Raw genomic sequence first — 25,362 nt, 5'->3', positions numbered from 1 at the left:
GAAGAGAATAGAAGTTTGCAAGAAGTAAGGAGGGCATTCTTTTTAAGGTACCTTTTGCTTTTCATGAAGAAAAATTTAAGGGATTTTCGCAGGAATTTTTTCAGAACCCCTTTGTTTCCACTGGAGATTTTTGCTGAGAATGAAATATCTTCAGCCGTCTGCAGAAAGTATAAAGAATAGGTGCAGAGGAAAAGTATATTTTAGAAAGCAGGCTTATACAGTTTAGAAAAAACTCAAATTATATTTGTAATGCTTTCTATTTTTCTCACAGGAAATTTTTAGACCCCTTAATTTCTACTGGAACGCAACTTCGTAAACTTTTATCTTGATAAAGCACAGGTTGAAGGAGTAAATCAGGAAATAAAGCGAAGAAGGGGAATGATCAAAGTATAATCACTCTGCTTCGGTTCCCGACACTCAACTCGATTTCCTCGTTCAGGCCATATTTCGCATATGCGTTAATAACCTGTATCTCGGAATCAATATCAAGATCTTCGATAACATATGCCTGCTCTCCCCAGAGAGTTAACCTTATGCTGCCGGTTTCGTCTTTAAGTTGCAGATTTGCAACCACATTTTCGGTTCCGTCTTCCCTCTCAAACTCCCGGAGTTCTCCAATTTCGTAAACTTTCCCCTGGACTGAGTAACTCTCCCCAGGGACAATATCAGCGATATCCGTAAACTTTTCTCTATACTCAATTTCCTTCTCACTTTTCTGGATTATCCCTCTGCTTCCCAGATTCAGCTCCACCTGCTGGTTGAAAGCATTTTCCCGAGAATAGGCATGGAGTACTTCTATTGTCTCGTCAAAATCAATCTCATCCAGAAAATCGGTTTTTTCATTCCAGAGAGTTAGCCTGATTTTGCCTGTGGAATCCCCAAGAAGGAGATTTCCAACTCTTCCGGTAGACCCATCTTTTTTCTCAAAGGTGCGAGTTTCCCCAATGTCCAGTACCCTCCCAGAAACATTGATATCGTTCATATCGGCACTGATATCCGCAATCGGGGTAAATTTCTCCTCATACTCGATTTTTTTCTCACTTTTCCGGATTATACTTCGGCTTCCTACCTGCAGCTCAACTTTCTGACTAAATGCATTTTCCCGGGCATAAGCATTGACAAGTTCCACAGTATCTCCATATTCTATCTGGTTCAGAAACTCGGTCTTCTCATCCCATAATGTCACCCTGATTGTGCCTGTTGCATCCCCTAGGAGCAGGCTTCCAACCTTTCCGCTGCTACCGTCTTTTCTCTGGAAAGTCCTTATTTCTGAGACTTCAAGAACTTTACCTACCAAATTCAGGTCTCCCATGCCATCCTTTACATCCTTAATCTTCTGGCTGCTTGCAGCCACATCGATTTCTTCTTCACTTTCGGTTATGACTCCATTATTTCCTACATTGACTTCCACTCCGGAGTATCCCTGCTTTGCATAGCCGCTGATCTGGAGGGTTTGCCCTGTTTTGATTTTTCCAACCTTAATGAGATCCGCCATATTGTCCCAGAGAGTAACCTTTATTTTTCCGGTCTCATCTCCGACAATTAAATTTCCTACCCTGCCTATCGTCCCGTCATTCCGGGTAAATTCCTTGGCATCAAAAACCGATAATACCCTTGCAATAAAGTTAACTGGTCCGTTCTCGGCTTTAATGTCCTCAATCTTTACACTGTCCCGACCTACATCTGAAAATCCGAGTTCATTGGCAACCAGCATGGCAGCCATAGGTTCATCACAAAGCCCGCCCATGCTTTCCATCTTCTTCTGGACACGCTGCAGAAAATCTTCTTTACTGATGACATGGCTGAGCTTTTTATATATCGATTCAATATCTGTCATATTATCCCTTTAAAGTATAATTCTTATTTTCAGTGTTTTTTCAGTGTTTTTTATTTGTTTAAGTTCCGGTGGCAGTAATGTGCTGGTAAGGTTGCTGCTAGTGAGGATATTGCTTTGGATCAAGTTTCGGCATTAAGGTATACAATCTAAAAATTGTTTATAAATGTTTATGATAGCAGTTGATTAGAAAATTTGGTATTACTATAAAAGTTAAGAATGTCTCAGTTAAGTTTTACGCGCATTTTAGCATTTCCAGACATGTTCCAGATATTCAGACATGTTCCAGATATTCAGACATGTTCCAGATATTCAGACATGTTCCAGATATTCAGACATGTTCCAGATATTCAGACATGTTCCAGATATTCAGACATGTTCCAGATATTCAGACATGTTCCAGATATTCAGACATGTTCCAGATATTCAGACATATTTCAGACAAGATTTCAAAGTAACGTATCTCAAAATTTATATCTTTTAATGAATCTACTACAAGAAAGGTTATAGCCAGACAAAGGTTGTAGCCAGATATTTGTAGAGTTCTCTTTATTCTTTTTATCTTGTGTTTTCACTGCTTTAAACTTTAATCTACTAAATTTAATCTGCTAAATCTTATGTTTTAATTCCTATTGTCTAAGTTATATTTTATGTTTTTTTGTCCTGGTTGCAGTAACCACTCGCAGGCAATTTAGAAGGTTTTGCCCCTATAAGGCTTTTGGATAAAGGCTTTACACTATGTTTGAATCCAAAGGCTTTTGGATAAAGGCTTTACACTATGTTTGAATCCAAGTTCATAAATCATCTCAGTGGGACTGTTGACCCAATTCTCAACCTAGTTTCGAAAGTTTTAATCTATATGCCATCAGGCTTTAAGTAGCGTTGAATGCAGCGTTCAGTAAAAATACCTTAAATCTCGCTACGGTATGCAAGCCGTTCTACTAAAGACTACCGTGTGCCCGACGAAAGTATTTCCTAACAAAAACGGAAACAATATTAATAGACTGCACCCATGCTTTTCTGGTGTTGATTGCTTGATACAGGTAAATAAGATCCAGTTCCTCTCGAATACAGCAAATGTGCTTTCTTTATTCTTCATTCCTGTATTTGCAACATCCTTTGGAGCTTCTTATTTTTAGGTAGGTCTCATAGTGAGTATTTACTCAGCTGCGATCTTGCTTTCCTCCTTTATCTTCGGCCGGCTTGGAGACTTTCATAATTTACGCACAATTCTCCTTGGAGGTCTTGGATTTTCATCTGTAGCTTTTTTCCTTCAGATTTTTGCCAATGATCCGGGTTCTCTAATGCTTTCAAGAGCTTTTACAGGTTTCACCGTAGGAATTTGCCCTGGAGCATTGATTATGTATGTGTACTACCAGAAAAAGAGCCTGGGAAGATTTATTTCCCTAGGTTCTCTGGGATGGCTGGCTGGCTTCCTGTTAGCAGGTCTTATAGGAAAAAAAATGAACATACTCTTCTTGCTTTCTGCCACTTTTTACCTATTATGTTTTTTAAAGGCCTTAAAATTGAAAAGCGTTCTAAAACCCAGGCTTGGCGTTTCATACTTTTCTTTGAATACTCTGTTGAAGAATTCAGGAATCTATTTTCCTCTTTTCCTCCGCCATACCGGAGCCCTGGGAGTCTGGGCATTTTATCCTCTGTATCTTAAGCAGCTAGGAGCAAGTGCTTTCTGGATAGGATTTATCTACGCTATTAACCCCGCAATCCAGTTTTTAATTATGTGCAGGCTGGATTCCTTTGAAAACAGGAAACTGATCTATGCAGGATACCTTATTTCAGCTATTGGCTTTGTGAGTTATGCACTAGCTCCATTTTATCTTTATATTATACCCAGTATGTTTCTCGTTGCCTGTGCCTGGTCTTTTTTGTATGTGGGCTCCACCCGCCAAGTTGTCGAACTGAATCCAGATAAAGCAACAGTAGCGGGTCTTATCAACTCAATGATTGGCGCTGCAGGAGTTGCAGGCGCTCTCCTAGGGGGAGTTTCTTCCCAGCTTTTCGGTTTTAGGGAAACAGCATTAGGAGCTGCCTTTCTGGCTATTTCAGGTCTCTTATTCTACAAAATATTTGGAGACAATTTTAACACCGAGAATGGTTGAGAGACTGAAAACTTTAACATCGCAGCTTTGTCAAAACAGGACATTAAAACAAAACCTTATTTATAGTAAAGTTTCATTATGTACGTGATACCATGATTAGGAAATGCACTGAGCACGGCTATTTTAGAGGAGGCAGCTGTCTGCAGTGTAAACGCCCTGGCAGATACCTGCTGGACGACAGCAAGGAAGAAAAGCTTGGCAGGTTTGTATCAGGCACTCTCCGGCATTTCCCAGCGTCTGCAGGGGTTGAAATGGACATGTTCGGCTGGGTTAATCTCAATGCTTTCTATGATGTTATGAAAAAACGGTACAACTGGATGAAAAAGGAATACCTTTATGCCCTTGTAGAATCCGATGAAAAAGGACGGTATGAAATTCGTAATTCCAAAATCAGGGCACGCTATGGGCATTCTGTCAATATTGACCTGGACTATAAGGAAAGCGATTATCCATACCTGTATTATGGGGCAAGCCCTGAGGAAGTCGATGTTCTGCTTGAGAACGGGATTTTTCCGGTAAAACAGAGATACGTCCACCTCAGCACCTCATATGAGAAGGCATTAGAAGTAGCCCTTATTCATACTGAAAACCCTATCATCCTTCAAATAGATGCATTTAAAGCCCAGGAAGACGGGATCTCTCTCAAACTTGCAACTGACGACATCGTACTTACGGAAAAGATACCCCCTGAATATCTTTTTATCATTGAAGATTGACCTTAAAAATTTCCAGCAAATTTCGATTTGTAATTTTACTTTCTATTCTTTTTCTCTTCTCTTTTTTCTCTTTTTTCTGCAGTTTCCTGTATCTGTCCTTTCTTTAATATCTCAATTCACGGATACTTCAAAAACGCCTTCTTTTTCCTCTATCCTGAATTTGACATCAAGGAATTGTTCAGTAACCCAGATATTTGTCGCAGCATGAAGAGAAAGTTCCCTTACTGTGTAAGAACTATCTCCTGCAAGAGCCATGTACGGTATTAGCTGGTCTGCCAGATGTGTATCCACAGAAGCTCCTGCTCTAAGTTCAGAAATAATCTCATCTGCGGCACGTTTGCCTACTTTTTCTGCGGGAAGCCCTCTTTCCCCTAGTGCACTCCCACCCATATAACCTGTCCAGAGAGTTATCCCGCTTCCAGTCGAAAAGGTTTCAAAAGATTGAGTTTCGATCTGCGAGGAATATCCGGCATCTATTAATCTTGCGGTGGCAGCTTCAGCCTGACGTAAAGGTACATGGGCAGGAAGATTCGAAGCGTGAGAAATCCCCTTTATCTCTTCCTCTTCTTTTAAAAAATGAAATCCTTTAAGCTTGCAAGGTTTAAAAAAAGCTGAAATTTTCCCTCCTCCTTTAGGATAGTAACCGTGTTCCTTCAGGGTTACGCTACCTGAATAGCCAAGCTTTTCCAGAGCCTTGAGGGTCACATGTTGTAAGTAGTGTATTGTTGGAGACCATGCCACGTCTGTCCCTCCTTTTATCGTTAATTCGACCTCTTCTTTCGCAAATGGAAGAGCTGGCATAATGCACTGGAGCAGCAGGGTTATGCTTCCTGCGGTCCCAATATCAATATCATACTTACCCCCCTTTATTTCCACTGGAGCAAAAGAAAGCTCAGTAGATCCCAGGAAAAGTCCCGAAACTCGGGCTTCGCAAATTCTCGATGCAGTTTCAATAGCTTTTAAATGCTGTTGTTTTAATCCAGAGCTTGGCCTGTTTTTCCTGATATTTATAACCCTGATCTCTTTGCCTGTAACTGCAGAAAGAGCAACAGCTGTTCTGACAAGCTGCCCTCCCCCTTCACCGTAAGAACCATCGATTTCTAACATTTCCTTCCCCCATTCCTGTTCTGATTCGATCTTACTTTATCCTGCTGCCATCTTTTTCTTTTTTTCTTCTTCCTTTATATTTCGGATTGCAGCTTTCACAGCCGGTTTGAGAGGATCTACAAGCATAGATAACGGCGGTGCGTAGCATGTTTCCAGGTCAAGGAGGTCTCTTATCGTTGTTTTCTTTCTGATTGCAAGAGAAAGTGCATCGATTCTTTCCTTTATCCCTTCTCCTCCTGCAAGCTGAGCACCCACCAGAACCCCATCTTTGAACAGGAGTTTAATGTACAGATCTTTCCTGCCCGGGTAATAGAAGGCTCTTGTACGTCCTCGGGAAAATCCTGTGACTACCTTTATTCCATGGCTTTCGGCTTCTTTTGAAGTGATACCAACTCCACCAAATTGCAAATCTCCTGCCACGGCTACCCAAGGGTCGGCAAGCGGCCCGAGAACGGCACGTTTTCCTGTGATATTGTTGGCGATTATGTCGGCCATATGGCGGGCTGTTGTACCCAATTGACTTAACCTGGCTTCTCCTGTTATAAGGTCTGTTACTTCTACACACTCCCCACCTGCATATACATAGGGAAGAAATTCTTTTCCCGCCTTAACCTGGAGCATTTCATTTACAATTATCCCTCCGGATTTTCCGATTTTTATTCCTGCATCCATGGCAAGGAATGTCTCAGGCCTGACTCCGCTTGTAAAAAGTACAAGATCTGCAGGGAGCTTCCTATCCTCAAGGAACAGGATTTTTTCTTTCCAGAAATTTTCAGGAAAAGTCACAGTTGCTCCGGTGATAACCTCAATCCCAATATTCTCCAGATGTTCCCGTATAATTACAGAGATATCAGGATCAAGCTGCTTGGAAACCAAGTTTTTGCTTCTGCTTATGAGGAAAGGTTTTACTCCTCTTTTTGCAAGCGCGACTGCACACTCTATTCCTAGTGTTCCTGCGCCTATTATACAAACTCTATTAGCAGTTTCAAGGGCTCTTTCAAAAAGTATACCATCCTTGAGGCTTCTCAGGGTAAAGACTCCATAGGGGAGAATATTTGCGCTGCTTATTCGAGGTACAAAGGGCAGGCTGCCTGTAGCAATTACAAGTTTGTCAAAAGGATAAACTCCTTTCCCTGTCCGAACAATCTTTGAATCCAGGTCTATTGAGCTTGCACACTCATTTAGCCTGACGTCTATTCTGTTTTTCTGGAAGAAATCCAGGGGCTTTACTATCAGCTTCTCAAAATTCTCAATTTCCCTGCCCAGAACAAAAGGGATTCCACAATGACTATAAGCAGTATGAGAATCTCTTGAAAGTACAGTAATCTCAAAATCACTCTGCCTTCGAATTTTGGTGGCAACTGCCATGCCGCAGGCTCCGCCTCCTATAATAACTACCCTTGATGGATTTTCTTTTTCAGGGTTCTGCGCGGATACTGCTTCCTGAAATTTTCCCTTAGCTCCGGTCGCCTTCTGAATATCAACATCTACAGCACCTTGTGTGGCAAAACGGCTTCCCATACTCTTAGTAGTTGTGTTTCACGCCTATTATAAGTTTTTAAGTGCCCTAGAAGTCTACAAGCTATCGAATACAGAATCTATCAAAGTTATTAACCAGATTTTTTTAAAATAAATTACTCGGAAAATCTGAGATTTTATGTGGAGATGATACAGGTTTTCTCTGATATTATTGCAAAAATACGAAAAATACCCATATGGCTTGTAGGGGTCTGAACGAGCGAGTTTGGGAGTGGGGGGTTAGTACATAAAAAAGTTTCGATGTCTCGCCCGTTCAATTTTTTACAAGTCCTTCGTTTTATATATACCTTTCTAAATTTTTCCAGTATATTATTTTTTATTTTTTTTAAATCTCTTCTGGTGTTGCTCCAGAATATTCCTCTGAAGTTGCTTAAAAATAACATGCTTTAAGAAATATCAGGCACGGGAAAACGATCCGGAGTTATCAAGATTTTTAAATAACCGCAAAGTTCTTAAAGCCTGCGAGCATTAAATAAATGAATTTAAAATATGTGACATACAGAAGCCCTCATTTGCCGAACCTTCTTTAAAGGTGGGCGAGAGTATTCTGTCAGGTCATATCATTGATTAACAACTTCATCTACTCATCATTGCTAAATTCGTAAAGATAATCCAGTGTAATTAATCCATATGCAAAATATTAAAAACTTCAGATTGCGGCATTATCACTCAGGGCTAAAACACCACTCAGTGAAAACTTGAATCCATATATTATCACCCATAAAGTAAAAGTCAAAAAGTGCTCTCAATAAACCTGATATGAATTTCACTTACCGCTTACCAATTATCACAATGCAGCCTCTAACTTACGGGATAGGGCATCTCGCATATTTTGGCTGCTCATGCCCGGTTACCCGCGTTTCAGGGGCATTTCTTGGAAACTTGAGTTATCAGGCTCATTGAAAGGTGAACACTCTTTTTGACTACAGGCTCTGAAATTGTCTCAGAGCCATAACAAAAACTTATGTTGGGGCAAAGGCTTTCGGGCAGATGCGGAAAGCCTCTGGGACAACTCAGATATTATTGGCTACCCGGCTTAAATGTCAGATCACTCTTCCTGGGAGAGCCTTAAGTCAGGCTAACATAACCTGGAGCCTTATAAGGTCATAAGTAAGAACTTTCATTAGACCACGTAATTTCTGGCGTTCTACCGCCGGATCAGGTCTCCTAGCATAAGTATAATGGGAATTCCAGGCAGATCCGGAAATTTCTTTCCGGTAACAATGTCATTTATTCTTAAATCTGCCTCTTCAAGGGTGTTTTATACCTGGTTTGGTATAAGATCTGGTTTTTATTATTTTTGCATTGCAGACTTTATTTCGGAGCATAGAAAATAGTTTATATTTTCAGGAAACTCGATGGATTGTATCCAGAAAACTAATCAGTCGCAAATTCCAGGAATAAATTCCTAGTGGATATAGTTTAAGAAAATTATCATGATAAATCATTCACAATAATATGGAGAATCCACATGCAAAATACAGATACTACAAAGTATATCATCCATTCTAAAATTAACGCTGATGGGGTAATCGAACGTCCTGATATCGTAGGTGCGATTTTCGGACAAACTGAGGGGCTTCTCGGGGCCGATCTTGATCTACGTGACCTGCAAAAAACTGGCAGGATTGGCAGGATTGAGGTGATGGTTACGGCTAAAGGAGGAAAAACAAAAGGAAATATCTTTGTTCCCTCAAGCCTTGATAAGGTTGAAACCTCAATTCTTGCTGCATCTCTTGAGACGATTGACAGAGTAGGACCGTGCAGCGCCAAAATTGAGGTTTTCCAAGTAGAAGACGTAAGGGCTGTGAAGCGGAAGAAGATTATTGAAAGGGCAAAGTTCATTTTCACCAAAATGTTTGATGAGACTGTGCCCGAATCTCAGGAACTAGCAGATGAAGTCCGGCAATCCGTGAGAATTGACGAACTTACTTACTATGGCAAATCCAGAATTCCCTGCGGACCGAACGTAGTTAATTCAGATGCAATTATTATTGTCGAAGGGAGAGCTGACATTCTGAACCTGCTCCGTTATGGTATCAAGAATACCATCTGTGTAGGAGGAACAAACATCCCCCCTGAGGTTGCAGAGCTTACTAAAAAGAAAACAGTTACGGCATTCACGGACGGGGATCGTGGAGGCGAACTCATAATACGTGAGCTCCTTCAGGTTGCAGACATTGATTATGTTGCCCGTGCTCCCGATGGAAAATGTGTAGAAGACCTTGTCCAGAAAGAAGTTATAAGGGCCCTTCGCCGGAAAGTTCCTGTAGAACAGATCATTGAGAAGTACGGAATTCAGGAAAGGGAAGGTGAAGAAAGTGCCTGCAGAGTGGAGAGAAGCCCCAAGAGAAAGATAAGGGCACCTGAAATTGCCCTTAGGACTGCTGAGAAGAAATTGCACAAGCGTATTAAGGTTCACAGGGTCGCTCCAAAGCCGGATCTTTACAGAGAGGAAATCCCTGAAGAAGAAATGAGAGAAGCAGAGCCTGAAAAAACTTTTGAAAAGGTCCCTGAAGAGGTTGCTGAGAAAGTCTCCGAAATCTCTCCAGTGACTGCAGAGAAGGTTAAACCAAGACCTATAGTTGCAAAACCCCAGATTTCGGCAAGGGCAGTTCCTGCTGCCAGCAGAGTTTCCAGAGAAAAACCCTCTGAGAAAGTTACTACGGCTGTCAAAGTTCCTGGAGGTGAGGCAGTCAGGGTATCACCTGCCCCGGTAAAAACAGTCCCCATCTCCCCCGAAGCTGCCAGGTTCAGGCTTCATGTCGAAGCTCTGAGAGGAACTCTAACGGCCAGAATTCTTGACCCTCAGGACAAGGTAATAGAAGAGATTGCTGTTCGAGATCTTGCCAGCAGGCTAAAAGCCTATAAAGACAATATTCAGACTGTTGTTTTTGATGGCGTAATTACCCAGAGGTTAGTTGATATTGCTTCGAGTAACGCAATTAAGAGCCTTATAGGTGTAAAGATAGGTAACGTAGCCAAGGTTCCTGCTGATATGGAAGTTTTAACCGCAAGCATGCTTTGAGAGACCTTTTCCTCTCTCAATTTACCTTTCTCTCAATTTACCTTTTTTACTTCCCCAATTTTCCCTCTTCTATTTTCTTCAGTTTTCTAAAATCGATATCTGCATTTATTTTTCTCTTGCAGAGTTAGTTTTTTAAGGGCTATAGTCTTATGTGTAGCACTTATGTATCGGGGCGGCAAGCTCACCACGATTTGGCATTATTTCACACTACGGTGCTAAACTTCACACTTTCTACCATAATCCTTCATTATTTATCATATACATTATATAGAAAATTTTATCATCTAAAACTAGGAAAGAAACTTCCTCGGGCAATTCTTTTATTCGATTCAAGATAATATTAAATTGATCTTGTAAAATTGTAGGTCTGTTCGCTATGCACAAGGAAGAGCTCATACAACTGCACACATATATGGCACAAATGAAGAGGTATTTCGAAAGGCGCGGAGTAACGCACGAATTCGATGATTACAAGGCTTTATCCATAAGCCCTGTGCACATTCATCGAAGTAAGGCGGATCACAAGCGAGCGATTTTTATTTTAGGAGGCGAGCTTGCGAATCTTATGTCCCGGGACGACCCTATCTTTGAGGAAACACCAACCCAGATGAGGGAATCGCTAAATTCCGTCATCAAGCTCATGGGTAATAACTGATAGGGCTTCTGAAGGTGACTAAGAATTCGTTGCCTGAAAGTACAGGTTCCAGATATTTTTGTTTTGAGATCAGGAGACGGTAAGGGTGAAGATGCATTTTCATCACCATGCCGTCTTCTCCATCTGAGTAATATTTTTTTTCGATCCAGCAGGGCACGAATCCTATAGATCGGTATAACTTTTGTGCTCCTTTATTACTGTTTCTTACTTCGAGCCTTGCGTATCGAAGTCCATTAGCAACAAAGATATCACAGATAGCATGAATCAGACCTGTGCCTATTCCCCTTCTCCGATACTTTTCTCTGACACCGACCGAAAAGATGTGCCCTTCATTTTCTGCGGAACGGTAACCTACCACATACCCCACGACCTTTCCGTCCTGTTCCGCAACAAGAAAACCATCCCCCACCGTTTCATAAAAGCTCATATATAAGAGGGAGTTGTGCTCTGAAAAGACCTCGCTTTCAATCTCAACTACTTCCTGGAAGTCCTCAGGTGCAAAACGCCTTATCATAATAACTAATATATTTCTGCCATATTATTATTTCTTCTAAAAGGAAAAATTGTTTTTGGAGTCCGGCAGTCCAGATTTCTCAAAACATGCTTTAGTTGATTTATTTAGAAACAATGTGCAAGCTCAGAGTTTCTTGACATGCCGGACGTCAACTGCAACTCCTCTACTGGATTTTACCATTTCTTCTCCGCTCATTACAGCCCGCCCTACACAGAGCGCTTTCTTTCCAATCACAATCACCTCATCATTGGGCCGTATTCCTGGGTCAGCCTGAATAACACCTGGAGCAAGGATTGAACCACGTGGGAGAAAATCATCAATTTTTACCAGGTACTTCTCACTTTCTAGCATTAGTTCAGCTCCCTCGAGGGAAAGAGCAAGCATTCCGTACTGCGGAACCAGGGTTGCAAGTTGTTTTTTCCCGGCAAAGAGCTGGTATTTGGGGAATCGGCCTTTGACTGCAAGCTTTCCGGCTTCCTCAGAAAAAAGAAGTGAGGCATCTTCTCCGAATTGATATTTTGCAATTGCTCGCAGGAAATCCTTTTTCTCCTCTTCCGCATTCAGGCTTTTCTTGCTGAAGCTTTCGGCTGTGCAGATAGATTCAACAGTGTTCTTAAGGTTTGAAAGCGACTCTCCAGACACAGAATTTCCGGTGGCAGTGTAGATCATTTCGATACCGAGTTTGCCTGCTACACGCTCACAAATCTCTCTATATGCACCCTCTACATGGGCAATTACGGCTTTATATCTGTTTTTTGAGAGATAAGCTTCAAGGCATCCGGAAACCCAGGCTTTTTCTTCTTCGTCCCAGTGCCCTGTGACCGCAGTGTCATAGTGGGCCGCAGGATATGTCAGTTCCAGTTCTCTGGATACTATTCCAAGAGGTGAGGTCAAGATCACTTCATGAACAAACTTTCGGTATTTACCAAGCGCCAGAATAAATTTTTGATGGGACTGCGATGTTGAATATGGCTTTCTGGCCGAGCATGGAAAAAGCACGAGAATCTCAAGTTCCGGAGGTGTGTACCTTTCCTGTACTCGCCGTGCAAATCTTGCCACTTCAACCCGAGATAGGGCTTCGGAAGTATCAGCAAGAAGCTGGTTTTGTCGAAAAGCAGGAGTTTTCTCCTCAAGGTAGGAGTATTCGAAATCTCCAAGTCTTAACAGGGCTGTGAGCCAGGGTTTTACCCTGCACTGTCCCTCGATATATTCCCTCAAGTTCCCGGCCCTGATTCTCTCCCGAACAAGAGAAAGCTCGGCTTCAAGGGCATCCCTATTGTGTGCTGAAAGGAACTTTGCTCTCTCGATCTTCGGGAGCTTCCTAAGCTCTGCGGGTGTACTTGAAGCACACACCCTGCACCTGCAAGGAAACTCTGTCAGGGACTCAAGATGAAAGCTGCCTGTAACTGTCAGGTAGATGTCAGAATAGGCTGCAATTTCCGCCCTCATATCATCCATAACATCAATTCCGAGATAAACCAGCATAGCTATGTTTTCAGGAAGTGCGAGATTCGGGGCGTAAAGGGCTGTGTCAGGAGGAATATGGTTTTTAAGCTCTATTACGGTTTCAAGAAATCTCCGTGCATTGTTTTCCAGGGTACCTGCCCCTTCCATCACATACAGGTCAGTCTTTTCAGGTTTTTCTCCCACTCTCAGGAGAGAACCTATCGGCCCTTCAATGTTTTCACCACTAGTGGCAGTAAATTTTTCGACTTTTCCCAGGCTCTCGGCTGGAATGGCAGGCGGATAAGCTTGATGCGGCAGGATTATAAGAGTCCCGTTTCCTGCTTTTTTCCGGATTTGCTTTACGCGTACATCAAACTCTTCATCAGATTTTACAGCCCAGAAACTTCCTGCATCAACGACAGGGCCAGGGCTTTCAAGCTTTCCCAGTTCTGTCGTACTCAAAATACAGGGTGTACGAAGCTCGGGAGACAACATGAGTTTTCCGATCCTAGCTGCTCCATCTCTCTGTTCTATCTCAAAGTATTGTGTCATGTTTGTCCTCTTATCTCTATCAGGATGTAAAGGTTTATCCTGCACTTTTTCCTGAGAGTTTCTTTTTACTGCCTGTTTTCCTAAGCTGAATGATGCTCAGCTTTACGTTTTATCCCGTAATAGCCGCTCAGGAGGAAGAAGGATGGTATATTCTTATATATTATTAATCTTGATTATCTGCTGCAGCTCATCTTTTACCTATCTGTCTCCAATAGGGACAGAAATTCTACTTTTTCACATCTGAATTCCAATTTGAGGTCTAAAATGAATATAACTGCAGAACTTCGAAAGATCGTTGACGGGCGACTATCGGTCTCGCCTTCGGAACTTTACTGTTATTCTTCTGACGCATCCCAGGTCAAGGGGATGCCTGATTACGTGGTACGTCCGAAAAGTACGAATGAGGTAAGCCGGATTGTCAGGCTTGCTTATGAAAACGATATCCCTGTGACTGCGAGGGGAGCCGGCACTGGACTTGCAGGCGGGGCAGTTCCTGTCGCAGGGGGCATTGTGCTCGATATGTCGGGCATGAACAGGATTCTTGAAGTGGATATTGATAATATCCAGGTTGTAGTGGAGCCCGGAATTGTTCAGGATTCTTTAAATGACGCGCTAAAGCCATATGGTTTCTTTTTCCCTCCCAATCCTGGCAGTTCAGCCATGTGCACTATCGGGGGTATGATAGCTTACAATGCAAGCGGGATGCGCTGCGTTAAATATGGTACTACCAGAAACTATGTCCGCGACCTTGAAGTGGTGCTTGCGGATGGGACAATTATTCACACAGGTTCAAAAATGCTGAAATCTGCGGCAGGATATGACTTGACCCAGCTTATCATAGGTTCGGAAGGTACTCTGGGCATTGTCACGAAAGCCAGCCTGAAGATTGCTCCTCTCCCGAAAACCCGAAAACTTGTTATTACCTCCTTTGAAAATACGGAAATCGCAGGACAAGCGGTCGTAAAAACCTTCTCAAACGGGGTAATTCCTTCAGCCTGTGAGATCCTTGACAGAGTTTCCTTGCAAGTGCTAAAACGTTACGATCCGAACCTTGTGCTTCCTTCGGAAGGAGATGTGATCCTTTTTGAGGTTGACGGAACGGAAAGTTCGGCACGTGAAGCTGCAGAGCAGATAATGAAAGTTTGTGCTCCTCTGGCGCTTTCCATAAGGCTTGCAGAGAGCGAAAAGGAAATGGCAGATATCTGGGCAGCCAGAAAACTCGTAGGAGCTGCAATTTCTCGCCTGGACCCGACTAAGACCCGTATTTATGTTGGAGAAGATGTGGGAGTTCCTATAAAGCAAATTCCGGAACTGCTAAAACGAGTACAGGAAATTTCCGAGAGATTCAACCTGCCTGCTATGAAGTACGGGCATATAGGAGACGGAAACCTGCATCTTGCCCTCTTCATTGATGTTCTGAATAAAGATGAATGGGATCGTCTGAACAAAGCTGCAGATCTGGTACATAGGACAGCGATTGAGCTTGGAGGCACGGTCAGCTCCGAGCATGGGGTAGGTGCGGCAAGGGCGGAATACATGGAAATCCAGTGGGGTCCTGCCCTTGAGGTAATGCGTGCAATCAAAAAAGCCCTTGACCCTAAAGGTATACTGAATCCGGGGAAATTGGGGTTGTAAAAATCATGAATGGGGTTGTAAAAATCATGAAAAACGAAGGAAAAAAAGTAATTGAGCAGGCAAGAGATCAGGATAAAACCGAGATAGCCGGGAAAGAGAGCGGAAAACATTCCTTTGAAGTTGACCGCAGGTCGGTTTACAAATGCGTACAATGTGGAACCTGCCGCTCGGTTTGCCCGGTATTTGACGTGGTAGGATGGGAATCTGCCAATACACGCGGCAGAATGCTCATTATTAAAGGCTTACTCGAAGGCAGGGCACCTTTAGAAGATGTCCTCCAAAGCCTTGCTTCATGCACAACCTGCGGAATCTGCGCTTCCAGGTGCCCTGCAGGAGCAAATCCACCTGAAGTTGTAGAAGCTGCCCGGGCTCAACTTGTAAAATGTGACATCACAACCGAGGCACAGGAAAAACTGAAGTCAGCAGTTCTGACATATGGAAACTCTTTCGGGGAAACAAAAGACCGTAAACACTGGCTTTCCGAAACAGAACTTTCAAAAATTCCTGAAAAATCAGACTACGTCTATTTCGTGGGCTGTTTTGATTCCTATCGCTATCCTGAGTTTGCCAAAAAGACATTTGGAGTCCTGCAGCGTTTCGGAGTTACTCTCCTGCCTGATGAGCAGTGCTGTGCTTCTCCCCTTCTGCGGACAGGATTTAAAAAGGATGCAGAGAAAGTTATGCAGCGCAACCTTGAACAGATCAGGAAAATGGGAGCGAACACGATTATTACAAGTTGTGCTGGTTGTTATACAGCTCTCAAAAACAATTACCCTGAAGAATTCAGGGTTATCAGCCTCCCTGAATTCCTTGCCGAACACCTGGAAGATCTTGATTTAAAGAAACTGGATTTTACTGTCACTTATCACGACCCCTGCCACCTGGGCAGGCACAATGAGGTTTATGATGCTCCAAGGAAAGTCATCGAGGCAATTTCAACTCTCAAAGAGATGAAAAACATTAAAGAAAACGCACGCTGCTGTGGCGGCGGAGGCGGGGTAAGAATAGGATATCCTGATATCTCACTTGAGCTTGCGAAAAACAGGCTTCAGGATGTGCCAGAAGGTGTGGATTACATTGTTACCTCCTGTCCTCTCTGTGTAAGAAATCTCAGGGACGCAGGCGGAAATATTGAGGTCATTGACATTGTAGAACTCGTGGCAATGGCAATGGGATAATCTGGCTATTTCTGAGTCTGGATATTTTAAGTTTAACTGCCTGTATCTGATTAATTCTACTAAGAGCCGGCTTGATCGGCACAATCCTTTCTTTTTTCTGTTCCTTAGCAATTAATCCTATATTTAATCTTCATTTTTCCTGACGAACCTTTGTAGCAATTCTCTAGTCTCTTTTCGGGTTTTCTCTTATCTCTTCGAGTTTCTGGTACAAGCCTCTGGTAGGTAGATACTCTCTGGTCTCTATTAACGACATATAACATCATATTTTTATTTCAGGAAAACGACTTTTCTTTAATGGATTTTGCGGCTGGATATGAGCTTTAGAGATAGGTTAGGAGAACAGATAATGAGTTGTAGACCTATAAAATTTCGTGATGTTTCACCTGATACATTTAATTGTATGAAGAAAAAGCTTCAGAACGCTGGCATCCATGTTCCGCCAGGAAATAGAGGAGAACTATCTGGCAAAGGGATTACTGCGGATTTTGAGTGGGACGGGCAGTCTAATCTTACGATTACAATCACGGAAAAACCTTTCATCGTTAGCTGTGAAGTCGCAGCCATGAAAATAAAGCAATTTGTGAGACAATGTCACGGTTCTTGAAAACATCTGGACCAGTATGGGATTTAGTATGACCGGACGAAAGATTGACACTGAAGGCTGCCAGGGGATTAGATTCAAAAACGTAACTCCTGAAGTATTTTCCTGCATAAAGAAAAAACTTCAGAATTATGGGATCGAAGTCCAATCCGGGAATTCCGGAATACTTGAAGGAAATGGAATTGTTGCCCACTTTAGCTGGGATGGTGAGGCAAACTTGGTAATTGAGATCAAGGAAAGATCTTTGAACACTTACTGCGGGCAGGTAAGTGGAAAATTGAAGGCTTTCTGGCGAGAGTGCCAGGGACTGTAATAGTGCTGCGTATAAGGATGTCGTGTTTGATTCATAATTCTCAGGTAAAGATCGTTAATCGACTCATTCTAATTTATATGCGAAGAACTTTTATCTTTTTCTTCCCCCTTTCCTTCTTATCAAACACTTTTGGGCATTTCCGATAAGATCAAGTCTTCCTGCTTTTTCCAGAGCTTCATATACAAGCTCGTAGTTTGCAGGGCTCCTGTAGTGCATAAGGGCTCTCTGCATGGCTTTCTCTTTCTTGTTTCTTGCAACATATACTTTTTTGCCTGTGAACGGGTCAAGGCCTGTGTAATACATGCAGGTGGATACAGTCATAGGTGTTGGGGTGAAATCCTGTACCTGTTCGGTATAGCCTCCATGTTCCCTCACATACTCTGCCATCTCTATCATGTCTTCAAGGGTACACCCCGGATGCCCTGACATCAGGTAATTTACAATGTACTGTTCTTTGCCGCACTTTCGGTTAAGAGCTGCAAATTTTTTGGTGAACTTTTCATAGATTTCCCTTCCGGGTTTGCACATTGTATTCGTGACCTGCCTTGAGAAATGTTCAGGTGCGATCCGCAATTGTCCGCTAATATGGTAAGCGCAAAGTTCTTCGAGATATTCTTCATCCTTAAGAGCCAGGTCATAGCGCACTCCATAACCTGTAAAGACCTGCTTGATCCCTGGAAGCTCGCGCAGGCGGCGTAAGAGTTCGAGCAGCTTTTTGTGGCTGGTATCAAGTGCAGGGCAAATACGAGGATAAAGGCATGACTTGTCCAGGCAGGCTCCTTTTTTCTCCCAGGTTCCGCACTCCATTCCGTACATGTTTGCACTTGGGCCACCGACTCCGTTTATGATACCCTTGAAATCCGGTTTTTCTGTAAGCTTTTTAGTTTCGCGCAGAATAGACTCGATACTGCGGCTTGCAATCATGCGACCCTGATGCTCTGTAATTGCACAAAAAGCGCAGCCTCCGAAACAGCCCCTGTGTGTTGTCAGGGAGGATTTTACCATTTCCAGGGCAGGAATTGGCTCGGTATAGGAAGGGTGGGCTTCGCCAGTAAAAGGCAGTTCATAGACATGATCCATTTCAGCTTCTGTCAGAAGGCGCATTGGGCTGTTCTGTACAATTACAGTTTTCGGGTGAGGCTGGATAACTCCCTTTCCGGTAACAGGGTTCTGTTCCTCGAAATACATGCGAAAAGCCTTCGCAAAAGCTGCTTTATCCTGAGAAACCTCTGAAAAGGAAGGGATTTCGATATATTTCTTTAAAAATTCGGCTTCATCTCCTGTAATTTTCCAGTTTTTTTGTTCAGCTTTTTCCTGTTCCGGTTTGTCCGATCTTTTAACTGGATTTTCCACTCTTTCTTTTTTCTCTGGATTTTTAATACTTTCCTTATTTCCTAATGCTTGGGTTCTTTCTTTTAGCTCTTTCCAGGCTTTAACTTCCATCTTCCAGACTGTGCCCGGAATATCTCTGATATTTTTGATATCTTCGCCGGCTTGCAGTCTTTTTGCGATTTCCACAATCTGGAGCTCTCCCATACCATAGATTATGAGGTCAGCAGGCGCGTCAGCCAGGATGGATTGCCTGACTTTATCGGAAAGGTAATCGTAATGGGCGAAACGGCGTAAAGAAGCCTCAATTCCACCCAGCACTATAGGCACATCACGGAAGACTTCTTTTATCCTGTTCGAGTAAATAATCACTGCTCGGTTCGGGCGAAGCCCTGTTCTGCCTCCGGGAGAATAAGCATCCTTTTCCCTCGGCTTCAGGCCTGGGGTCAGGTTGCTTACCATGGAGTCGGTATTTCCTGCACTCACGGAGAAGAAGAGCCTGGGTTTTCCAAGCATTTTAAAGTCCTCAGGGCTGTCCCAGCGAGGTTGGGCAATTATTCCTACCCTGAAACCGGCGTCTTCAAGGACCCTTCCTATTATTGCCGTGCCGAAGCTGGAGTGGTCTACATAGGCATCCCCGGTAACCAGAATAATGTCAAGCTCTTTCCAGCCGCGAGCTTTAACTTCCTCCGGGCTCATTGGAAGGAACTTCGATACAGGTATGCGGGAAGAAACAGGTTTTTCTTTCCTTCCTCTCTTTCCCTGTTTAGCTTCGGATCTTTTTTCCGATTTTTCCCCTGCTTCTTTAGGAGATTTTACTCCTGATGATTTTTTTCCTGTTTCTATCGAGGGGTTTACTTCTGTTTTTTTTCCTTCGGCTTTTTCGGATTTCATCCTGGGCTTCGTGCCTGATTTAGTTTCTTCTTTTACTTTCTCTCCCATTTCAGTCTTTTTTGGGATAAAAATACCTGTTTTCCTGCCAGCTTTTTCTTTGTTTAGTTTCTCCGAGCTCAAATTTTTATTTCTCTTTGAAACTGCTATATCTATAGCCATAATTTGCTTTAAGGCTCCTTATTTTTCTTTTATTTCCATTTAAATAGTGTCTGGAAGCTCTATAGTCCCTACCGCTTCACACTCTGACTATCCCTATGGCTCGTTTTTATGGACTGCTTTTATTCACCCATCATCATTTTTAACATTCTGTACGAAGCCATAATCTGGCTGTTTCCATCCCTGTCTACAGGGGCTCCGTGCCCAGAGTACAGCGTTTTTACATCCAGTTTTGTAAGTTTCTCTATAGAGTTAACCATTTTTTCGGGTTCTGAACCCTCGAAATCCATTCTTCCGAAACTCCCGCCTGGAAACACCGTATCTCCAGAAAATAGACTTTTTGAGATTGGTTCATAGAGGCAGATACTCCCTCTTGAATGGCCTGGCGTATGGATAACTTCCAGGTATTCCCCATTGCCTATGTCAATTTTATCTCCTTCTTCATATGTAATTGTGGGCTTGACAGCAGGGGCCTTCTCCCCAAAGAGTACCGACACGCTGAGATATTCGTCATTTACACACTCAAGGTCGGCTTTATGTATTCCGACTTTCGCGCCGCTCTTTTCTGCAATTACTGCCGCTGCTGCGGTATGATCATAATGACAGTGGGTCAGGATTATGAGTTCCAGGTCTGTCAGCTTTATATATTTCTCCAGTTGTTTGATAATCAGGTCGCTGCTCATTCCCGCATCGATCAGGACTTTTCCATTTACCAGATATACGCTGGAATCGTAAGCTGTGGGGCAAATGTACTGGACTTCCATAGTTTTTCCTCTTTTATTCCTCTATTCCTCTTTTTTCCTTGCTTTTTTCTTATTTTTTTCTTGCTTTTTTCTTTGAGCCTTTCCTTACTCTTTTCCTTGAACTCTTTATACTATTTCCCAGGTTCGCTTCTGGCTTTTTAAGGTCTCAGATTTTAAATATTAAAAACCCTGCGTGCATTTCTGGTAGTCGATTTCGCGATCTCTGCCGGATCTATACCTTTAAGCTGCGCTACAACAGGGACAGAGTCTACTATGAAGGCAGGCTCGTTTCTGCCTTTGCGGGAAGAAAGAAAAGGGCTGTCAGTTTCCAGAAGCAAGTTTTCCAGGGGCACGGCTTTTGCAAGATCCTGGTGATGTTTAGAAAAGCATACAAGTGTTGCCAGGGAAATGTAGTAACCCATATCCACGATTTCCTGCATGGTCTCAACAGAGCCGCTGTAGCAGTGATAGATAACCGTATCTATATCTTTGACAAGCTTCAATACTTCAGCTTCAGCCAGTCGGGCATGCACTACAAGAGGCTTGTCCAGATCTTTTGCAAGTGCGACCACTTTTTTGAATGCTGCAGTCTGCCTCTCCCGCTCATCATTTGTTTTGCAGTCCTGAAAATCCAGGCCTGCCTCCCCAATGCCAACTGCTTTTCCTGCATTGGCTGTAATCTGGGCGAGGATAGCATCTATTTCTTTATCCGTACCTCCCCTGCCAATATCAGGACTTAACCCGAGTGTGGCATGAATATCTGCGTTTTTCTCCGCAAGCTCAAGACTCATACGGTTGCCCTTCAGGGAAATTCCGGAATTGATCATTCCGACAACTCCTGCTTCTCTGGCTCGGAGAATAGTCTCTTCCCTATCGCGATTGAATTTGGGAAAATCAAGGTGACAGTGAGAATCAATAATTAGATAAGGCATGGGTCTGTATTCCATCTCATTTTATTTCACTTTTTATACATGGTTTATGGAATACAAACCCGAGAAACGAACATACGGTTCTTATCCTATTGTTTTAGCTTTTTCTTCTTTCTTATACAGCAGATTCATGGCATTTACAAGGGCCTCTACAGAAGCCATTACTATGTCCGGATTTGCGGATCGCGCAGTCACAATTCTGCCCTTTTCATTTTCAAGTCCTATGTATACATCTGCAAGCGCATCTGCTCCGCCTGTAATTGCGTCGATCCTGAATTCCTGAAGTCTGAAATGATTATTTTCTCCCAGGATATCCCTTACAGCATTGAGAGCGGCATCTACAGGACCAACCCCAGTTTTTGCTGAAATGATTTCCTTGCCTTCAATGTTTGCCTTGACTACTGCAGTAGGAGTCAGAATGTTTCCGGTCATTACGGATACTTCTTTAAGCTTAATCAGTTCCTCTTCCGAACTTGCTTTCCCCAGCACGGCAGAAGCAACTGCATTGAGATCCGCATCTGTAATTTGTTTCCCCTTATTTGCAATTTCCTTAATTCGGGACACAATCTCATCGAGCTGCTTGTCGTTGGTTATTATGCCTGCGGATTCGAGAGATTGTTTGACTGCGTGTTTGCCTGTGTGTTTTCCAAGTACTATACGCCGTTTGTGACCTACCATCTCCGGTGTCATTATTCCGGGTTCGAAAGTATCGGATTTTTCAAGAATTCCCTGGCTGTGAATTCCTGATTCATGGGAAAAGGCATTCTGGCCTACAACAGGTGTATTCGGAGGAAGCCTGACTCCAGTATAGTTTTCAATCAATTTTGAGGTTTCTACAAGGTATTCAGTCCGAATATTCGTTTTTACTCCGTACATTGCAATCAGGCTCATCACTGTCTGGGAAAGATCAGCATTTCCTGCCCTTTCTCCTATGCCGTTTATTGTAACCTGAACCTGAGATGCACCTGCTTCGACTGCCATGAGGCTATTTGCTACGGCAAGCCCGAAATCATTATGGCAATGCACATCGATGGGGATTCTTATCTCGGCTGCGATGTCTTCTATCTGCCTGTACATTGCGGATGGTACCATAACGCCAACCGTGTCAGGCACATTAATTATATCGCAGCCTGCCTCCTGCACGGCTTTGAAAACCTCTATGAGATACTCGGGCTCGGTTCTTGTAGCATCCATTGCAGAGAACATGCATTTTCTCCCGTTGTCTTTGATGTACTGGACAGCTTCCACGGCCAGTTGAATTACTTCTTCCTGGCTCTTTTTTATGGTATATTTTCGCTGTACTTCAGAAGTAGGGACGAAAGTATGCACAAGTCCGACATCGCTTTCAAAACAGGCATCGATATCTTTTTTCAACACGCGGGCAAGTCCGCAGACCTCAGCATCCAGCCCGGCATTAGAAATCGATTTTACGGATTCTTTATCTCCCTCTGATGAGATAGGAAATCCGGCTTCTATTATGTCTACCCCGAGTTTATCAAGTTGATGGGCAATTTCCAGTTTCTGAGCAGAAGTTAGGGATACCCCAGGGGTTTGTTCTCCGTCTCGCAGTGTTGTGTCAAAAATAGTTACAGTTTTATTCTGCATGGGCTCGATGTAAAAATCGATCCCTTCTTTCAGTTCTTACATTCATGGTAATCATCTACTTGATTGTAGGTTTCTGGTATATAAATCCCACGAGAGTTTTTTGAAGTTTGAATTTAAGTTTTTATTTTTGGGCTGTTGATGGAAAATTATTTATACTAGATACACCCTTCTAGGGTTGCTTCTCAGGGCGTCACACGACGACCAAGAGAACTAAAAACGAAATTTGAAGGCGCCAGAAAAACGAAATTTGAAAAACGGTAACAAAAGGCGCCTGGGACGTTGTTCTATGAACAATGGCTTGCAAAAACGGGCAAAGTTAAGGATTCAAAAGTATTACTCTTTTGAAATCTTTTAACTACTTTCAATTTCCATCATTCAAATTTGTTTAAACTCCCTTGCGGGAGAAGGTTTATATACAAGGAATGCCTTGTATATGTTCCTCATACAAATCAAATGTGGTGAGGGAAACAATCCAAAGCTTTATATACAAGAAATATCTTGTATAAATTCCTCATAACTCAAAACGCAATGAGGAATAATCCAAATCTTTATATACAGGAAATGTCTTGTATATGATCCTGCGCAAGATGATTGCGTGGGTTAAATCACATATCTCTTTCATCTTTTAATGGAGTCAGGAGTTATTTCCTGTCTGACGAGGATTTTGTCGGTTCGGTTAATTCTGGGCGGTGAGAGTTTTTCATAAAACGAATCATCGCGAAACTGAAATAACTGAATTGATAGTTGTTAGTGCAAGTTTCTGCGACCAAGACCTTTAATTTTAAGTGTGCGATACATTAACAATTCTGGTTGATCCTGCCAGAGGTTACTGCTATCGGTGTTCGCCTAAGCCATGCGAGTCATATGTTCTTCGTGAACATGGCGTACTGCTCAGTAACACGTGGATAACCTGCCCTTGGGTCTGGGATAACCCCGGGAAACTGGGGATAATACCGGATAACGCATATATGCTGGAATGCTTTATGCGTAAAATGGATTCGTCTGCCCAAGGATGGGTCTGCGGCCTATCAGGTAGTAGTGGGTGTAATGTACCTACTAGCCTACAACGGGTACGGGTTGTGAGAGCAAGAGCCCGGAGATGGATTCTGAGACATGAATCCAGGCCCTACGGGGCGCAGCAGGCGCGAAAACTTTACAATGCGGGAAACCGTGATAAGGGGACACCGAGTGCCAGCATCATATGCTGGCTGTCCAGATGTGTAAAATACATCTGTTAGCAAGGGCCGGGCAAGACCGGTGCCAGCCGCCGCGGTAACACCGGCGGCCCGAGTGGTGATCGTGATTATTGGGTCTAAAGGGTCCGTAGCCGGTTTGGTCAGTCCTCCGGGAAATCTGATGGCTCAACCATTAGGCTTTCGGGGGATACTGCCAGGCTTGGAACCGGGAGAGGTAAGAGGTACTACAGGGGTAGGAGTGAAATCTTGTAATCCCTGTGAGACCACCTGTGGCGAAGGCGTCTTACCAGAACGGGTTCGACGGTGAGGGACGAAAGCTGGGGGCACGAACCGGATTAGATACCCGGGTAGTCCCAGCCGTAAACGATGCTCGCTAGGTGTCAGGCATGGCGCGACCGTGTCTGGTGCCGCAGGGAAGCCGTGAAGCGAGCCACCTGGGAAGTACGGCCGCAAGGCTGAAACTTAAAGGAATTGGCGGGGGAGCACAACAACGGGTGGAGCCTGCGGTTTAATTGGACTCAACGCCGGACAACTCACCGGGGACGACAGCAATATGTAGGCCAGGCTGAAGACCTTGCCTGAATCGCTGAGAGGAGGTGCATGGCCGTCGCCAGTTCGTACTGTGAAGCATCCTGTTAAGTCAGGCAACGAGCGAGACCCGTGCCCACTGTTACCAGCATGTCCTCCGGGACGATGGGTACTCTGTGGGGACCGCCGATGTTAAATCGGAGGAAGGTGCGGGCCACGGTAGGTCAGTATGCCCCGAATTTCCCGGGCTACACGCGGGCTACAATGAATGGGACAATGGGTCCCTACCCTGAAAAGGGCTGGTAATCTCCCAAACCCATCCGTAGTTCGGATCGAGGGCTGTAACTCGCCCTCGTGAAGCTGGAATCCGTAGTAATCGCGTTTCAATATAGCGCGGTGAATACGTCCCTGCTCCTTGCACACACCGCCCGTCAAACCACCCGAGTGAGGTATGGGTGAGGGCACGAACTCTGTGTCGTGTTCGAACCTGTGCTTTGCAAGGGGGGTTAAGTCGTAACAAGGTAGCCGTAGGGGAATCTGCGGCTGGATCACCTCCTAAGCATAAAAAACCCACCACCCAGATGCCGATAAACCGAAACAAAATCCTCAACCAGAGATCCACTGTGGATCTCTAGTCTCTCTTGGGCTTGTAGATCAGATGGAAGATCGCTGCCTTTGCAAGGCAGAGGCCCTGGGTTCGAATCCCAGCAAGTCCATTTTTGTGCACTCGGGAAGTAAATTTCC

The 25,362-nt window shown here is 43.6% G+C and carries 17 protein-coding genes, 1 tRNA gene and 1 rRNA gene; 10 read left to right on the top strand and 9 right to left on the bottom strand.

The genetic code is table 11. The features are described from left to right. Nucleotides 1-382: 382 nt before the first annotated feature. Nucleotides 383-1,837: an OB-fold nucleic acid binding domain-containing protein gene (locus AOB57_RS08240; protein WP_054299015.1), complete on the bottom strand. Its 1,455-nt coding sequence runs from the start codon at nt 1,835-1,837 to the stop codon at nt 383-385. A 1,148-nt stretch (nt 1,838-2,985) separates the two neighbouring features. On the opposite strand from AOB57_RS08240, the gene AOB57_RS08235 reads away from it, so the two are divergent. Both AOB57_RS08235 and AOB57_RS08230 read left to right on the top strand, forming a co-directional pair. Beyond that, nucleotides 2,986-3,954, top strand: a complete 969-nt coding sequence (locus tag AOB57_RS08235; RefSeq protein WP_226999444.1) for an MFS transporter — start codon at nt 2,986-2,988, stop codon at nt 3,952-3,954. A gap of 92 nt (nt 3,955-4,046) precedes the next feature. Then, nucleotides 4,047-4,670, top strand: a complete 624-nt coding sequence (locus AOB57_RS08230; RefSeq protein WP_054299016.1) for an RNA 2'-phosphotransferase — start codon at nt 4,047-4,049, stop codon at nt 4,668-4,670. Between the two features lie 111 nt (nt 4,671-4,781). On the opposite strand, the gene rtcA is transcribed toward AOB57_RS08230, so the two are convergent. Beyond that, complete coding sequence (rtcA, locus tag AOB57_RS08225) at nt 4,782-5,777, bottom strand: RNA 3'-terminal phosphate cyclase (protein WP_054299017.1); 996 nt, start codon at nt 5,775-5,777, stop codon at nt 4,782-4,784. 36 nt (nt 5,778-5,813) lie between these two features. After that, complete coding sequence (locus AOB57_RS08220) at nt 5,814-7,298, bottom strand: NAD(P)/FAD-dependent oxidoreductase (protein WP_054299018.1); 1,485 nt, start codon at nt 7,296-7,298, stop codon at nt 5,814-5,816. A 1,489-nt stretch (nt 7,299-8,787) separates the two neighbouring features. Here AOB57_RS08220 and dnaG point away from each other — a divergent pair. After that, entirely contained in the window at nt 8,788-10,344 is a 1,557-nt protein-coding gene (dnaG, locus tag AOB57_RS08215; RefSeq protein WP_054299019.1) for a DNA primase DnaG, read from the top strand. 376 nt (nt 10,345-10,720) lie between these two features. Further along, complete coding sequence (locus AOB57_RS08210; RefSeq protein WP_054299020.1) at nt 10,721-10,999, top strand: UPF0058 family protein; 279 nt, start codon at nt 10,721-10,723, stop codon at nt 10,997-10,999. On the opposite strand, the gene rimI is transcribed toward AOB57_RS08210, so the two are convergent. Next, nucleotides 10,983-11,513: a ribosomal protein S18-alanine N-acetyltransferase gene (gene rimI, locus AOB57_RS08205; protein WP_054299021.1), complete on the bottom strand. Its 531-nt coding sequence runs from the start codon at nt 11,511-11,513 to the stop codon at nt 10,983-10,985. The genes AOB57_RS08210 and rimI overlap by 17 nt on opposite strands. A gap of 123 nt (nt 11,514-11,636) precedes the next feature. Continuing rightward, on the bottom strand, nt 11,637-13,511 hold the full coding sequence (gene arcS, locus AOB57_RS08200; RefSeq protein ID WP_054299022.1) for an archaeosine synthase subunit alpha: 1,875 nt from the start codon (nt 13,509-13,511) through the stop codon (nt 11,637-11,639). A 264-nt stretch (nt 13,512-13,775) separates the two neighbouring features. Between arcS and AOB57_RS08195 the strand changes: the two genes are divergently transcribed. From AOB57_RS08195 to AOB57_RS08180, 4 genes are all read left to right on the top strand, one after another. Continuing rightward, the gene (locus AOB57_RS08195) at nt 13,776-15,146 is read left to right on the top strand and encodes an FAD-binding oxidoreductase (RefSeq protein WP_054299023.1); all 1,371 of its coding nucleotides are present in this window, start codon (nt 13,776-13,778) and stop codon (nt 15,144-15,146) included. A gap of 5 nt (nt 15,147-15,151) precedes the next feature. Next, nucleotides 15,152-16,324, top strand: a complete 1,173-nt coding sequence (locus AOB57_RS08190; protein ID WP_394339688.1) for a (Fe-S)-binding protein — start codon at nt 15,152-15,154, stop codon at nt 16,322-16,324. A gap of 346 nt (nt 16,325-16,670) precedes the next feature. Next, nucleotides 16,671-16,928, top strand: coding sequence for a hypothetical protein (locus AOB57_RS08185; protein ID WP_054299044.1), 258 nt, complete (start codon nt 16,671-16,673; stop codon nt 16,926-16,928). Nucleotides 16,929-16,956: 28 nt separating this feature from the next. Beyond that, a complete protein-coding gene (locus tag AOB57_RS08180) occupies nt 16,957-17,238 on the top strand; it encodes a hypothetical protein (RefSeq protein ID WP_054299024.1) in 282 nt (93 codons plus the stop codon). Between the two features lie 90 nt (nt 17,239-17,328). On the opposite strand, the gene AOB57_RS08175 is transcribed toward AOB57_RS08180, so the two are convergent. From AOB57_RS08175 to AOB57_RS08160, 4 genes are all read right to left on the bottom strand, one after another. Then, nucleotides 17,329-19,266, bottom strand: coding sequence for a YgiQ family radical SAM protein (locus AOB57_RS08175; protein ID WP_054299045.1), 1,938 nt, complete (start codon nt 19,264-19,266; stop codon nt 17,329-17,331). 473 nt (nt 19,267-19,739) lie between these two features. Then, on the bottom strand, nt 19,740-20,381 hold the full coding sequence (locus tag AOB57_RS08170; protein ID WP_054299025.1) for an MBL fold metallo-hydrolase: 642 nt from the start codon (nt 20,379-20,381) through the stop codon (nt 19,740-19,742). A gap of 152 nt (nt 20,382-20,533) precedes the next feature. Further along, complete coding sequence (locus AOB57_RS08165; RefSeq protein WP_054299026.1) at nt 20,534-21,307, bottom strand: TatD family hydrolase; 774 nt, start codon at nt 21,305-21,307, stop codon at nt 20,534-20,536. A gap of 66 nt (nt 21,308-21,373) precedes the next feature. Next, nucleotides 21,374-22,894, bottom strand: coding sequence for a 2-isopropylmalate synthase (locus AOB57_RS08160; RefSeq protein WP_054299027.1), 1,521 nt, complete (start codon nt 22,892-22,894; stop codon nt 21,374-21,376). Between the two features lie 803 nt (nt 22,895-23,697). On the opposite strand from AOB57_RS08160, the gene AOB57_RS08155 reads away from it, so the two are divergent. Further along, a 16S ribosomal RNA gene (locus AOB57_RS08155) occupies nt 23,698-25,175 on the top strand. Between the two features lie 86 nt (nt 25,176-25,261). Further along, a tRNA-Ala gene (locus AOB57_RS08150) sits at nt 25,262-25,334 on the top strand. Nucleotides 25,335-25,362: the final 28 nt, after the last annotated feature.

It is taken from the genome of Methanosarcina flavescens, assembly GCF_001304615.2.
GTDB lineage: Archaea > Halobacteriota > Methanosarcinia > Methanosarcinales > Methanosarcinaceae > Methanosarcina > Methanosarcina flavescens.
Note: the sequence above shows the minus strand (reverse complement) of the source record. Positions and strands in the feature narration are given on the sequence as shown.

Coding starts and splice junctions, on each gene's coding strand:
- AOB57_RS08220 (WP_054299018.1), bottom strand. CDS start 7,298: ATGGGAAGCCGTTTTGCCACACAAGGTGCTGTAGATGTTGATATTCAG.
- AOB57_RS08160 (WP_054299027.1), bottom strand. CDS start 22,894: ATGCAGAATAAAACTGTAACTATTTTTGACACAACACTGCGAGACGGA.
- rimI (WP_054299021.1), bottom strand. CDS start 11,513: ATGATAAGGCGTTTTGCACCTGAGGACTTCCAGGAAGTAGTTGAGATT.
- AOB57_RS08195 (WP_054299023.1), top strand. CDS start 13,776: ATGAATATAACTGCAGAACTTCGAAAGATCGTTGACGGGCGACTATCG.
- dnaG (WP_054299019.1), top strand. CDS start 8,788: ATGCAAAATACAGATACTACAAAGTATATCATCCATTCTAAAATTAAC.
- rtcA (WP_054299017.1), bottom strand. CDS start 5,777: ATGTTAGAAATCGATGGTTCTTACGGTGAAGGGGGAGGGCAGCTTGTC.
- AOB57_RS08240 (WP_054299015.1), bottom strand. CDS start 1,837: ATGACAGATATTGAATCGATATATAAAAAGCTCAGCCATGTCATCAGT.
- arcS (WP_054299022.1), bottom strand. CDS start 13,511: ATGACACAATACTTTGAGATAGAACAGAGAGATGGAGCAGCTAGGATC.
- AOB57_RS08230 (WP_054299016.1), top strand. CDS start 4,047: ATGATTAGGAAATGCACTGAGCACGGCTATTTTAGAGGAGGCAGCTGT.
- AOB57_RS08190 (WP_394339688.1), top strand. CDS start 15,152: ATGAATGGGGTTGTAAAAATCATGAAAAACGAAGGAAAAAAAGTAATT.
- AOB57_RS08175 (WP_054299045.1), bottom strand. CDS start 19,266: ATGAGCCCGGAGGAAGTTAAAGCTCGCGGCTGGAAAGAGCTTGACATT.
- AOB57_RS08180 (WP_054299024.1), top strand. CDS start 16,957: ATGACCGGACGAAAGATTGACACTGAAGGCTGCCAGGGGATTAGATTC.
- AOB57_RS08210 (WP_054299020.1), top strand. CDS start 10,721: ATGCACAAGGAAGAGCTCATACAACTGCACACATATATGGCACAAATG.
- AOB57_RS08185 (WP_054299044.1), top strand. CDS start 16,671: ATGAGTTGTAGACCTATAAAATTTCGTGATGTTTCACCTGATACATTT.
- AOB57_RS08165 (WP_054299026.1), bottom strand. CDS start 21,307: ATGGAATACAGACCCATGCCTTATCTAATTATTGATTCTCACTGTCAC.
- AOB57_RS08170 (WP_054299025.1), bottom strand. CDS start 20,381: ATGGAAGTCCAGTACATTTGCCCCACAGCTTACGATTCCAGCGTATAT.